The 12,166-nt window shown below is 70.1% G+C and carries 11 protein-coding genes; 5 read left to right on the forward strand and 6 right to left on the reverse strand.

Annotated features, from left to right (window positions below; genetic code table 11):
• The first annotated feature begins 29 nt into the window (after positions 1–29).
• From ABDW61_RS02390 to ABDW61_RS02400, 3 genes are all read left to right on the forward strand, one after another.
• The gene (locus ABDW61_RS02390) at positions 30–632 is read left to right on the forward strand and encodes an ImmA/IrrE family metallo-endopeptidase (protein WP_343635826.1); all 603 of its coding nucleotides are present in this window, start codon (positions 30–32) and stop codon (positions 630–632) included.
• Between the two features lie 96 nt (positions 633–728).
• Entirely contained in the window at positions 729–1,415 is a 687-nt protein-coding gene (locus tag ABDW61_RS02395; protein WP_343635828.1) for a lysoplasmalogenase, read from the forward strand.
• On the forward strand, positions 1,412–4,063 hold the full coding sequence (locus ABDW61_RS02400; protein ID WP_343635830.1) for a hypothetical protein: 2,652 nt from the start codon (positions 1,412–1,414) through the stop codon (positions 4,061–4,063). Before ABDW61_RS02395 ends, ABDW61_RS02400 begins: the two co-directional genes overlap by 4 nt.
• 100 nt (positions 4,064–4,163) lie before the next feature.
• On the opposite strand, the gene ABDW61_RS02405 is transcribed toward ABDW61_RS02400, so the two are convergent.
• From ABDW61_RS02405 to ABDW61_RS02430, 6 genes are all read right to left on the reverse strand, one after another.
• The gene (locus tag ABDW61_RS02405; RefSeq protein WP_343635832.1) at positions 4,164–4,988 is read right to left on the reverse strand and encodes a LytTR family DNA-binding domain-containing protein; all 825 of its coding nucleotides are present in this window, start codon (positions 4,986–4,988) and stop codon (positions 4,164–4,166) included.
• A 16-nt stretch (positions 4,989–5,004) separates the two neighbouring features.
• Complete coding sequence (locus ABDW61_RS02410; RefSeq protein ID WP_343635834.1) at positions 5,005–5,454, reverse strand: hypothetical protein; 450 nt, start codon at positions 5,452–5,454, stop codon at positions 5,005–5,007.
• Positions 5,451–6,986 carry a histidine kinase gene (locus ABDW61_RS02415; protein WP_343635836.1) on the reverse strand — a complete coding sequence of 512 codons (1,536 nt, stop codon included), beginning with the start codon at positions 6,984–6,986 and terminating at the stop codon, positions 5,451–5,453. Before ABDW61_RS02415 ends, ABDW61_RS02410 begins: the two co-directional genes overlap by 4 nt.
• A gap of 186 nt (positions 6,987–7,172) precedes the next feature.
• Positions 7,173–7,742 (reverse strand): YceI family protein, encoded by a 570-nt coding sequence (locus ABDW61_RS02420; protein ID WP_343635973.1) that lies wholly within the window; start codon positions 7,740–7,742, stop codon positions 7,173–7,175.
• 96 nt (positions 7,743–7,838) lie between these two features.
• Positions 7,839–8,468 (reverse strand): YceI family protein, encoded by a 630-nt coding sequence (locus ABDW61_RS02425; protein WP_343635838.1) that lies wholly within the window; start codon positions 8,466–8,468, stop codon positions 7,839–7,841.
• A gap of 61 nt (positions 8,469–8,529) precedes the next feature.
• The gene (locus ABDW61_RS02430; RefSeq protein WP_343635975.1) at positions 8,530–9,075 is read right to left on the reverse strand and encodes a cytochrome b; all 546 of its coding nucleotides are present in this window, start codon (positions 9,073–9,075) and stop codon (positions 8,530–8,532) included.
• A gap of 306 nt (positions 9,076–9,381) precedes the next feature.
• Here ABDW61_RS02430 and ABDW61_RS02435 point away from each other — a divergent pair, with 306 nt between their 5' ends.
• Complete coding sequence (locus ABDW61_RS02435; RefSeq protein ID WP_343635840.1) at positions 9,382–9,960, forward strand: HD domain-containing protein; 579 nt, start codon at positions 9,382–9,384, stop codon at positions 9,958–9,960.
• 371 nt (positions 9,961–10,331) lie between these two features.
• The gene (locus tag ABDW61_RS02440) at positions 10,332–12,146 is read left to right on the forward strand and encodes a hybrid sensor histidine kinase/response regulator (RefSeq protein ID WP_343635842.1); all 1,815 of its coding nucleotides are present in this window, start codon (positions 10,332–10,334) and stop codon (positions 12,144–12,146) included.
• Positions 12,147–12,166 lie beyond the last annotated feature (20 nt).

Raw genomic sequence — 12,166 nt, forward strand, 5'->3', positions numbered from 1 at the left:
TCCCTCTGCGCCCGCCGAGGAGACCGCCCATGTCCGCCGTTCCCGCCGTTCCCTCCGTTCCCGCCGCTGCGGAATCGCTCCCGCCATCGCGCGAGCCCGCCCCCCTCACCGCCCCAGCCGCCCTGCCCATCAGCCGCTATCGCGAGATCGACGCCGTCGCCGATGAGCTGCGGCGGGAACACGGGGATCCGGACCACCTGCCCGTGAGCGTGCGCGACCTGGCGGAGGGCGCCGGCATCGAGGTGCGCGCCCGCGGCGGGCCGCAGGAGCCGACCTATCCGTACCGCGGCCGGTTGCTGTACCTGGACGACCGCCCCGTGATCGAACTGAACATTGGCGAGGAGCCGCGGCGCCGGCGCATCGTGCTGGCGCACGCGATGGGCCATCACGTGCTAGGCCATGGCCCGGTGCCGCCCGAGACCCGGCCCCACCTCTCGACGCAATGTCCGCGCCGCATCGAACAGGAGGCGCATCACTTCGCGCTGGAGCTGCTGATGCCGGATGTCGCGATCTACCGGCTGATGAACCAGGGCATGGTCAGCGCGCGCCGGCTCGCCGAGCGCTTCCACGTGCCCGAGGACGTCCTGCATGAACGCCTGCAGACGCTGGACCGCAAGTGCGGCTATCTCTGAGCCGGGGTGGCGACTTCGTTTCGAACCTGTAAGGTCTGCCATGTCACCGGGACGGGGTCGATGGGCGCCGCCGGCAAACGGCAGAATGCGGGCGCTATGACCGTCTCCGCCGCCAAGACCGCTGTCGCGCTGCCCCTCCTGACCCTGCTCAGCGCCGCCGTCGCCATCCTCGCGCTGTCCCAGCCCGCCCAGCTGCCGCCCGCGCTGGGCTTCGTCTTCAAGCCGCTGACGACCGTCCTCATCCTCCTGCACGCCTGGCACCGAGGCGCGAGCGAGCCGCGCCTGGCGCGCTGGCTGCGCGCCGGCCTGGCGTGGTCGCTGGCGGGCGACATCGCGCTGCTCTGGCCCGAGGCCGGCTTCCTGCCCGGTCTGATCAGCTTCCTGATCGCGCATGTCTGCTACATCGCCGGCTTCTGCACCCGCCAGCGTCTGGGCGCGGTGCGCTGGCCCTTCCTGATGTTCGGCGTCATCGCGGCGGCGGTGCTGGGCCGGCTCTGGCCCAGCATCCCCGGGGCGCTGCAGGGGCCGGTGGTTGTCTACGTGGTGTGCCTGGCGGCGATGGCCGCGCAGGCCTGGGCGTGGTGGCGCCGCAGCGTCGGTCACGCGGACGAGCCGCTGGCGCGCTGGGCCGCATGGGGCGGCACGCTGTTCGTGCTCTCCGACGCGATGCTGGCGATCAACAAGTTCGCCGGCCCGCTGGACATGGCCAGCTTCTGGGTGCTCGCCAGCTACTGGCCGGCGCAGTGGTGCATCGCCAGCAGCCTGGGACGGTCCCGCGCATGAAATTCGTCCTGCCCCGGCGCCCCTCGTCCTTCGCCTTGCTGGCCACCGCCGTGGCCAGTGCCGCGCTCGGGCTCTGGCTGGTGCGGCATTACCCGGTCGAGCCGCTCGCCGCCCTGGCGCTGTGGACCGCGATCGCGGTCGCGTCCTTCTTCGGATGGCGCGTGCTGCCGCTGCTGGTGCCGGCCCTGGTGCCGGTGGTCGGCTTCGCGCCGTGGACCGGCTGGATCACCTTCGAGGAACTGGACCTGTTGGTGCTGGCCGTCGCGGCGGGCGGCTACGCGGCGCTCGCGCTGACGGTGCCGTCGAAGAAGCCGGTGCCCTGGCGCTACCGCACGCTGCGCTGGCGCGCCGCGGTGCGGGTGCTGATGGCGGTGTTCGCGCTGTCGGTCGGCATCGCGGTGTGGCGCGGCTTCGAGCAGGCCGGCGGCGTGCAGTTCGGGTACTGGCAAGGCTTTCAGGAGCCGATGAACAGCCTGCGCGCGGGCAAGAGCTTCGCGCTGGTGCTGTTGCTGCTGCCGCTGTGGCAGAAGGCCTCGGACCTGCGGCCGTCGGCGGTGCAGCGGCTCGGGCGGGCGGCCTGGGTGCTGGTGCTGCTGCTGACCTCGCTGGGGGCGCTGTGGGAGCGCTGGATCTATACCGGCCTGCTCGATTTCTCGACGGACTACCGCACGACCTCCTTCTATTGGGAGATGAATGTTGGCGGCGCGTCGCTGGACGGGGCGCTCGCGCTGAGCCTGCCTTTCGCGCTGGTCTGGGCGATGGGGGAGCGGCGCCCGCTGCGCTTCGCGGCCGCGCTGGCGGTGCTGCTGCTGGCGTTCTACGCCTCGCTGACGACCTTCTCGCGCGGTGTCTATCTGGCCGTGCCCGCCGGGCTGACGCTGTGCGCGCTGCTGTGGGCCGTGCAGCGCCGCGAGGCGCTGGCCGTGCTGGCGCCGGAATCCGCCGCTGCCGCCGCGGCACCCGGCACGAGCGGCGCGATTCCGCTCGGCTGGTCCGCTGGTGTCATCGCTGGCACGGCGGTGGCGGCCTGGGTGCTGTTCGGCGCTGGCGGCTACCGCGCGCTGCTGGCGCTGGCCGGCAGCGTCGCCGTGCTGCTGGCGATGCCGGCCTCGCGCGCCGCCTGGCCGCGCGGCCAGCAACGGGCGCTGCTGCTGATGGCGCCGCTGCCCGGCTTGCTGCTGGCGCTCGGCGGCGGCCTGCTGATCGATCTGCTGCCCAAGGGCGCCTACCTGATCGACGCCGCAGTGGTGCTGCTCGGCCTGGCGCTGGGCTGGCACTGGCGCGGCGGGCTCACGCAGCCGCCGCAGGCCTTCGCGCTGGCCGTGGTGTGGATGGCCTCGCTGGCCGGCGCGGGCCTGGTCGCCGCGCATTGGGGCGGTGGCAGGGCGATGGCGCCCGTCGCCCTCGTGCTGGCAGCGCTGGCGATCGCGTGGATCGCGACGCAGTGGTCCCCGCGCGTCGGCGCCGATCTGCGCGGCGCCGGCTGGCGCGTCCGGGGCCTGGTCTGGACGGCTTGCCTGCTCGCCTGCGCGGTGGTCGCGGCGCTGGGCGGCGGCGCCTACATCGGCCAGCGCATGTCGACCGGCCAGCAGGACTTCGAGGGCCGCCTCGAGCACTGGCGCACCGGCCTGGGTCTGCTCAAGTCGATGGATGAATGGCTGCTGGGCAAGGGCAGCGGACGCTTCCCGGCGAGCTTCGCCAATGGCGGCCCGTTCGACCAGCGCGTCGGCGATTACCACCTGAATCCCGGCGGCACCGAACCGGCCGCCTCCGGCCTGCCGGGCCTGGCGCCGTCGCCGCGTCCGACCGTGACGCTGACCAGCGGCCTGCATGAGATGGGGAATGGAGAGATGTTCCGCCTGAGCCAGCGCGTGCCGGCGGTGGCGGGCGAGGTCGCCGCGACGGTGGTGCTGCGCACCCAGTTCAAGACGCGTCTGCGCCTGGAGATCTGCGAGAAGTTCCTGCTCTATCCGCTGCGCTGCGTCGATCGCGAGACCGAGGTCCTGCCGCTGGGCGGCGCGTGGCAGACGCTGCAACTGAAGCTGGGCAACGCGCCGGCGGACTTCGGCGGTCCGTCGTGGGCGCCGAGGCGGCTGGTGGCCTCGGTGACGCAGAACTGGCGCGGCGGCGTGGTGGAGCTGGCGTCGGTGTCGATGGCCGACAGCGTGCACGGCCCGCTGCTGAGCAACGGCGACTTCAGCGAGGGCCTGGCGCGCTGGTTCTTCACCAGCGACCGGTACCACATGCCTTTCCACATGAAGAGCCTGCCGGCGCATGTGCTGTTCGAGCAGGGCGTGTTCGGCCTGGCGCTGTGGGCGAGCCTGGTGGTGACGGTGCTGTGGCGCTGCACTTTCGGCGCGGGGCGGCAGCATCCGCTGTCGCCGGCGATCGTGGGCGGTGTCGCGGGCTTCGTCATCGTCGGCCTGTTCGACAGCCTGATCGACGCGCCGCGGATCGCCTTCCTGTTCTACGCGCTGATGGCGCTGGGCCTGGGCGTGCGGATGCCATCGCGCAAGCCGCGTGATGGCGAATCGGTGCTTGACCTGGAGACCGTGCTGCCCGAGCTCGATTCCGACTTCGAGGACGCGCCCGAAGTCCGCCGCGCGATGGCAGCAGCCGGCGTGAAGCTCAAAGGCCCATTGCGCTGAGGCGGCCGCGAATCGGGTGCTGCGCTAGGCGCAAACCGCAGCGATAGCAGCGCTATGGCGAGGATTTGCAACGACGCGCAGCGCCCGATTCGCGGCCGCGTCACATGCCTTTGAAAAGATGGGTGTAGCTGCGGCTGACCTCGAGCTTTTCGTCGAGGCCGCGGACGCCGACCAGTTGGCGGCCGCGGAAATCGCGGCTGATGCCGTTGATGGCCTTGACGTTGACCAGCGTCGAGCGGTGGATCTGCCAGAACACCTGCGGATCGAGCTCCTCGACCAGTTCCTTGATCGGCTTGCGGATCAGTGCCTCGACGGTGGGTGTCTGCACGCGCGTGTACTTCTCGTCGCTGATGAAGAACAGCACGTCGTCGACCGGGATCATCTGGATGGTCTGGCCGACCGAGGCCTGGATCCACTGCAGGTATTTGGGCGCGCCCGACGGATTGACCCGCGCGGCCAGCGAGTGCAGCAACTGCTGCAGCGTGCCGTTGCTCGGACCGTCGGGCTCGACCTCGCCGCTGCGCTGCGCCAGGCGCTTCTTGATGCGCTCGACGGTGACCTGCAGACGGTCGCGCTCGGCCGGCTTGAGGACGTAGTCGCACACGCCCTGCTCGAAGGCCTCGACCGCGTACTGGTCGTAGGCGGTGATGAAGACGATCTCGGGCAGCGTCCAGTCCTCGTCGTCGGGGAGCTGCGCGATCTGCTTGGCGGCCTCGACGCCGGTCAGGCCCGGCATGCGGATGTCCAGGAAGACCAGGTCCGGCTTGTGCTGCTTGACCAGTTCAACCGCCTCCAGGCCGTTCTTGGCCTCGGCGACGATCTGCAGGTCGGGCCAGACCTCGGCGATGCGGCTGCGCAGCTGCTCGCGCATCAGCCGCTCGTCGTCGGCCAGGACGGCGCGGGGGGAGGAAGTGGTGTCGCTCATGGGGGCCGATGTTAGGTCAGGCGTGCAGGGCGGGTTCGCTCGGCGCGGCGGGGGCGGGCGGCGCGGCGGGCGCCGGCGTGACGGCGCGGGGACGCCGGTCGCGCACCAGCAGCCAGACGATGAAGCCGATCAGCAGCAGCGGCGATCCGGCGACCACGCCCACGCCCAGCAGCGCGGCGATGCCGGCCAGCGCGAGCGCGCCCAGGATCAGCAGCGGCAGGCCCAGGCCGAGCAGCAGCACCAGCGGCACGACCAGGCACATCACGCCGATCGCGATGATCATGCCCAGCCCCGCGCCGAAGGCGTCGGCCATGCCGATGCCGGACCAGATCACCTCGTCGCCGTCGATGGTCAGGTGCACGCCGGGGACGTCGCCGAGCAGGTGCAGCACGCCCCAGCCGAGCAGGATCGCGCCCAGGACCAGCACGAGGCCGAGGACGAGGAGGGTCTTGAACAGCGTTTTCATGCGTGTGCTCCTGGCTCTTGCGCGTGGTGCGCGGACGTCCGGTAGGGGACGGTGATGGTGACGACGGTACCGCTGGGCTGGTTCTCGGCCACGGTCAGGCTGGCGGCCTTGCCGTAGAGCAGCGACAGGCGTTCGCGGATGTTGGCCAGGCCGACGCCGGTGCCGGAGGTCGCGGCGCGGCCGAAGCCCAGGCCGGTGTCGGCGACGACGACCTGCAGCTTGCCGTGGACGATCTCGGCCTTGAGGGTGAGGCTGCCGCCTTCGGCCTTGGGCTCCAGGCCGTGCTTGATGGCGTTCTCGACCAGGCTCTGGATCATCATCGGCGGGAACTCGGCCGAGAGCAGGCCGTCGGGCACGTCGATGCGGGTCTGGAGCCGCTCTTCCATGCGGACCTGCAGGATCTCCAGATAGGGACGGATGACGGCCATCTCGCGGCCCAGGTCGCGCACGCCGCCGTTGGCGTTGGCCTCGCGCATGGTGGGCATCGAGGCCCGCAGCAGCGCGATGAGGTTCTTCTGCATCTGCGAGGCGCGCGGCGGATCGGTCTCGATCAGGTGATCGATGGAGGCCAGCGTGTTGAACAGGAAGTGGGGTTCGACCTGGGCCTGCATCGCGGCCATGCGGGCCTCGACGACCTGGCGGCGCAGCGATTCGGCCTCGGCGGTCTCGGTCGCCTTGGCGGCCTTGACCTCGGCCTGCAGCCGGCCCTTGTAGGTCGCCTTCAGCAGCGCCGAGGCGAACACCACCAGCACCGCGAGCTTGTCGAGGAAGTCGCCCAGGTGGACGGTGCGGTAGCGGGTCTTGCGGGAGGTCTCGCGCTGGGCCTGCTCGAGCTCGTCGCGAGCCTCCTCGGCGTCGGCCTTGGCCTGGCGGGCCTCCTCGGCGGCGTCCTCGAGGGCGCGCTTGGCGTCGTCGACGGCCACGCGCACCGCCTCGCGGACGGCCTCGCGCTGCTTCTCGTTGGGGATGCGGATGTCGACGGAAGGCAGGTTCGGATCGGTGACCTCGGCTTCGGACGCGGCGTGGCCGCTGGCGGCGGCGCTGGCCGCGGAGGCCGGCTTGCGCGGCACGATGCGCACGCCGTTCTTGTTGATCTGGACTTCGTAGCGCAGGCCCTCCAGGTCGTCCGCCTGGATGCCGCTGGCCGCGGCGCGCTCCGTGTCGGCGCCTTCGGCCTCGGAGGACTTGGCGACGCTGTTCTCGCGCTCCCTGCGCGCCTTCTCGGCCCTCTGCGCTTTTTCCGCCTTGGCCTTCTCGGCCTTCTCCGCGGCCCGTTCGCGCTCGCGGCGCAGGTCCTTGGGGGAGTGGACGGTCTCGGTGGTCTCGACGGGCAGTTGCCAGCTGAAGGAGAAGGGCGGGAGGGTCTGGAGGATGTTGGCGCCGATGATGAGCATCACCGAGAGCAGCGCGAAGCGCTTCCAGGTGATCGACACCAGCCAGCTGCCGTAGGCGTGGAAGCCCTGCTCGGCGGTGCGCAGGAAGCTGTTCCAGCGCTGGCGCGGGGTGGGGGAGGCGGGGGACGGCGCGTTCATGAGGGGGACCTGTCGTATGGAGCGCACTGTACGCAAGTCCCTTCCCGCGCCAGGGCGCCGGGCGACGCGCCGTGCGGACGGCGGGATGGACTGCATCGTCCGGCGACAGGCCGGGGCGTCCCGGAAACGCGGAAGGCCCGCTTTCGCGGGCCTTCCGGCATGGGGCGTGACGTCTTCCCGGAGGGATTACTGCTTGATCGCCTCGACCTGGATCACGACCTTCACGTCCTTGGGGAAGCCGTAGGCCACGCCGTAGTCGGCGCCGAACTGGGTGCGGTCGAAGGTCGTCTCGAAGTCGCCGCCGCACACTTCACGCTTGAGCATCGGGTTGTCGTAGCAGTTGAAGTTCACCGCCTTCAGCGTGATCGGGGCGGTCTTGCCCTTGAGCGTCAGCTCGCCGTCGATCGACGACACCTTGTCGCCCGTGAAGTTGAACTTCGAGCTCACGAACTTGGCCGTCGGGAACTTCGCCGCGTCGAAGATCTCCGCGCTCTTCAGGTGGCTGTCGAACTTGGAGAAGCCGGTGTCGATGCTGTCCATGTCGATGGTGATCTCGACCTTGCCGGTCTTGGCCGCCTTGTCCAGCTGCACCGAGCCTTCCTTCTTGTCGAAGCGGCCGCGATTGGTCGAGGTGCCGAAATGGCGCATCTCGAAGGTCGCGTAGGTGTGCGTCGGATCGATCGCGTAGGTCGCGGTCTCGGCTTGCGCCAGGCCGGCGACGGCGATCAGGGAGGCCAGCAGCAGGGCTTTCTTCATCATGGTGGGGTCCTGTCGAACAGTGAGGAATGGAACCGGGCGAGGACCCGGACCGGTTGGAAAAAGTCGGAAATCTCCGTCAGCGCGGCAGCCGGCTCACAGCGGCGCCATGCCGGCGATGGCCAGCTTGAACTTGACCTGCACGTCGTTGGCGACGATGGAGGTGTCCTTCCACTCGCCTTCGCCGATCTTGAAGTCCAGGCGCTTCATCGCGAACGCGCCGGTCGCGGTCGTCGTGCCGCCGGCCTGCGTCAGCGCCACCGGCACCACGGTGTCATGCACCTGGCCCTTGATCGTGAGCTTGCCGGCCACCTCGAACTTGCCGCCGCCCAGCGTCTTGATCGACGTGCTCTGGAAGGTCGCCGTGGGGATCTTCTTGGTGTCGAACCATTCCGGCTTCACCAGTTCGGCATCGGTGGCGGCGTCGCCGATGGTGGCGCTGGCCAGTTCGATCGCCAGCGACACCTTGCCCGCGGCCGCGTTCTTCGGATCGAAGGCGAGCTGGGCGTCGAATTTCTTGAAGTGGCCCTCCACCGGCACGCCCATCTGGCGGAAGGTGAAGGCGATGTCGCTCTGCGCCGGCACCAGCTTCGCGGCGCCGGCCGGGGCGGCCGCCGCGGCTGCGGCGGGCTTGGTCTGCGCCATCGCCGGCGCGGCCAGGATGAAGGCGGCGCTCAGCACCGACAGGGCGGTGATCGAGAGATGAGTGGCCAGTCGTGCGGTCATGGGGTCCTCTGCGGAGTCGGGAGCGATGGGGTCAGGTGTTGTTCGATCGGGGCGTCGGCGCTCAGCCGCGGCCCGGGAGCATGCGGCGCAACAGGCCATCCTTGTCGAGGACGACGTGCTTGACCACGGCGCCAAGGTGGGCAAGCACCAGCAGGCCCAGGCCGTAGGCGAAAAAGCCGTGCACTTCCTTCAGCGTCTCCGCCAGCGCCTTGTCCTTGCCGACGAAGTCGGGCAGCGGCAGCACGCCGAACCACACGATCGGGAAGCCGGCCGCCGAGCTATAGGCCCAGCCGCTCAGCGGCACCGCGAAGAAGGCGGCATACAACAGCCAGTGCACCGCGTGCGCGGCCAGCTTCTGCCAGGCCGGCATCGGCAGGTCCGCCGGCGGGCGGTGGGCCAAGCGCCACAGCAGCCGCAGCGCCGACAGCGCCAGGATCGTCACGCCAGCCCACTTGTGCCAGTTGAAGAGCTTCAGGCGCGTCATCGAGAACGGCAGGTCGGCCATGTACCAGCCCACCGAGAAGGTGCCGATGATCGCGATCGCCAGCACCCAGTGGAAGGCCATCGCCACGCCGTCGTAACGGGTCTTGAGCACCGGCATCGGCATGGGGGCGGGCGCGGCGATGTCGGCCTCGGCCGGCATGGTCGGCGCGGCGTCGGGATCGTGGGCGTTGTCGTTCAGCGTGGTCATGGCGGGTTCGCGTCCTGGGGCGTCCTGGGAAGGCACCGGCGGACGCCAGCGCGTCCGGTTCGGTTCGAAGTGTCCGTGTGCGGCTTGCGTCGTCGATTCATCGGAACTGAGGCCACTGTTCAGTCGATTTGAATGCGGACCCCGGCGACGCTTCATAGATCCGTCATCGGCCGGGTCGAGACTGCGAGCGCTCCGAATTGGGAGCGACGTCGAGGATTCGTCATGGACCTGATCGCCAAGATCGAAGCGGTGTTCAACCGCCGCGGTCACCTGCAGTACGGCGACGAGCGCCGGGAACCCGTCACGGCCCTGGAGCATGCGCTGCAATGCGCGCAGCTGGCCGAGTGGGCGCACGCGGAGCATAGCCTTGTAGCCGCTGCGCTGCTCCATGACATCGGGCAACTGATGGACGGCGCTTCCTCGGCCCCTCTGCGGGACGACGAGCATGAACTGACCGCCTTGCCGCTGCTGCGCGCCGGCGGGCTGGGGCCCGATGTGCTGGAGCCGATCCGGCTGCATGTCGCGGCCAAACGCTACCTGGTCGCCACCGATCCGGCCTATGGGCCGGCGCTGTCGGACGCATCGCGCCACAGCCTGACGCTGCAGGGCGGCCCGATGAACGCGCAGGAGCGGCTGGTGTTCATGGCGCATCCGCATGCGAGCGCCTCGCTGCAGCTGCGCCGCTGGGACGATCTCGCCAAGCGGCCGGGCATGCGCACGCCGCCGCTGGGGTACTACCTGGCGCTGCTCGAGGAGTTGCTGCGCGAGGAACAAGCGCCCGCGCGTCTTCGCATGGCCTGAAATGGTTGCGTGACTCCCTCTTGAGGGGGATATCGGCAGCCTCGATGGCTTTGCATACTGGGCACCGATCGCGCGCTGCCTGGACCTCAGCGTCGTGATCAAGGGGAGGAGTGCTATGCCGACCTACCAAAGCCCGAAAGGGTGGCGGTGGTCGGCATAGTTTTATGCGCGCTTCGCTTTTTAGCGATTCCGCGGGCGGTTTTGCGCTTCCGGGCCCTGCGCCGCGCGCGCCCCTATCGAATGGGCGCCATCGCCTAGGCGTCACGCTTGGGAGGAGAGGACCGGCAAGATATATTGCCGCGCCAGAACAAGCTTTACACCTCTCATGCATCTCCCCTCGCGGCAGCGGCCAGGCGCTGTCTCCACCGGCCATGGCGGCGGTCATGCCGGGTGAGCGCAGCGCCGAGCAGGCCAGCGTCGAGCTCGAACTGCTCCGCCTGATCGGCAAGCAGGGCCGGCGCGTCCCGTATCCGGTGAGCATCGCCGCGCTGGCGATGGCGGTGATGGCGGCCAACGTGATGTCGCCCTGGCTGGCCTACGGCTGGCTCGCCGTCGTGTATGCCGTGCTGGCCGCGCGCTGGGCGGTGCTGGGCCGCCTGCCGGAGATGCATGAGCGCCCGCTCGAGCAGCGCCTGCGCTGGGCGGTCGGGCTGAGTCTGATCAACGGGCTGGTCTTCAGCGCCTCGCTGGCCGCGGCGCCCTTCCTGAGCGATTTCCAGCGCATGGTGCAGACCATCGTGCTGCTGGGCCTGTGCGCCGGCGCGGTCGCCACGACCGCCGGCCACCGCGTCGTGCTGCAGGTGTTCCTGTGGCCGGTGACGATCGCCACCGCGCTGGCCTGGGGCCTGTTCCACCAGGCCGGGACCCAGCATCGCTGGCTGGACTGGGTGCTGTCGGCGCTGATCATCTTCTTCGGCCTGATCCTGACCGGTCTGGCGCGCGACACCTACCGCGTGTTCGCCGAATCCGTCCTGATCCGCCTGCAGCAGGTGAAGAACAACCAGCAGCTGCGCCAGGCGCTGTCGCAGGCGGAGTCGGCGATGGCGGCCAAGACGCGCTTCCTGGCCTCGGCCAGCCACGACCTGCGCCAGCCGATGCACACGCTCTCGCTGTTCGGCGCGGCGCTGGACAAGCGCACGCTCGACGACGAGGGCCGCGTCATCGTGACGCAGATGAACCTGGCGCTGCAGTCGCTGTCGTCGCAGATGGACGCGCTGCTGGACATCTCGAAGCTGGACGCCAACGTCGTGCCGGTGAACAACCAGGTCTTCGCGCTGCAGCCCTGGCTGGCGCGGCTGCAGCGGGAGTTCCAGCCCGCGGCCCTGCGCAAGCATCTGCTGTTGCGGCTGGACTGCCCGCCGGAGGCCTGCGTCGAGAGCGACCCGGTGCTGCTGGAGCGTGTCGTGCGCAACCTGATCGACAACGCGATCAAGTACACGATGCGCGGCGAGGTCGCCATCGAGGTCCACCGCGGCCAGGACGAAGAGGTCTGGCGGCTGTCGGTGCGCGACACCGGCATGGGCATTCCCGAGCACGAGCAGCAGCGCATCTTCGAGGAGTTCTATCAGGTCGGGAATCCGGAGCGCGATCGCGCCAAGGGCCTGGGCCTGGGGCTGTCGATCGTCACGCGCCTGGTCGACCTGCTGGACCTGCACCTGGCGCTGCGCTCGGCGCCCGGGCATGGGTCGAGCTTCATGCTGAACGTGACCGCCGCGGACATCGCGCAGGTGCAACCGGATGCCGCGCCGCGCCGCGGGCCGGCGCTGCCGCCGGTGCGAGTGCTGGTGATCGACGACGAGGAGCCGGTGCGCGTGGCGATGCACGCGCTGCTGAGCGCGCATGGCTGCCAGGTGCTGCTGGCCGGCAGCACGCGCGAAGGCCTGCTCAAGAGCATGGGCCAGCAGCCGGACCTGCTGCTGACCGACCTGCGGCTGCGCGGCGGCGAGGACGGCATCAGCGCCGTGCGCTCGCTGCGCAGCGCCTTCCCGGGCCTGCCGGCCCTGATCATCAGCGGCGACACCGCGCCCGAACGGCTGCGCGAAGCTCACGAAGCCGGACTCACGCTGCTTCACAAGCCGGTCACCGAAGACCTGCTCATCCACGCGATGCAAGCCGCGCTGGCCGACCAGCGCAGGGAGGGTTCCGATGTCACGTCCATTCGCGGAGGCGCCGCCAGTCCCGCCTGACGCCGCTGGCCCGGCCCGGG

Origin of the sequence: Roseateles sp. (assembly GCF_039595595.1) — a bacterium.
GTDB lineage: Bacteria > Pseudomonadota > Gammaproteobacteria > Burkholderiales > Burkholderiaceae_C > Roseateles.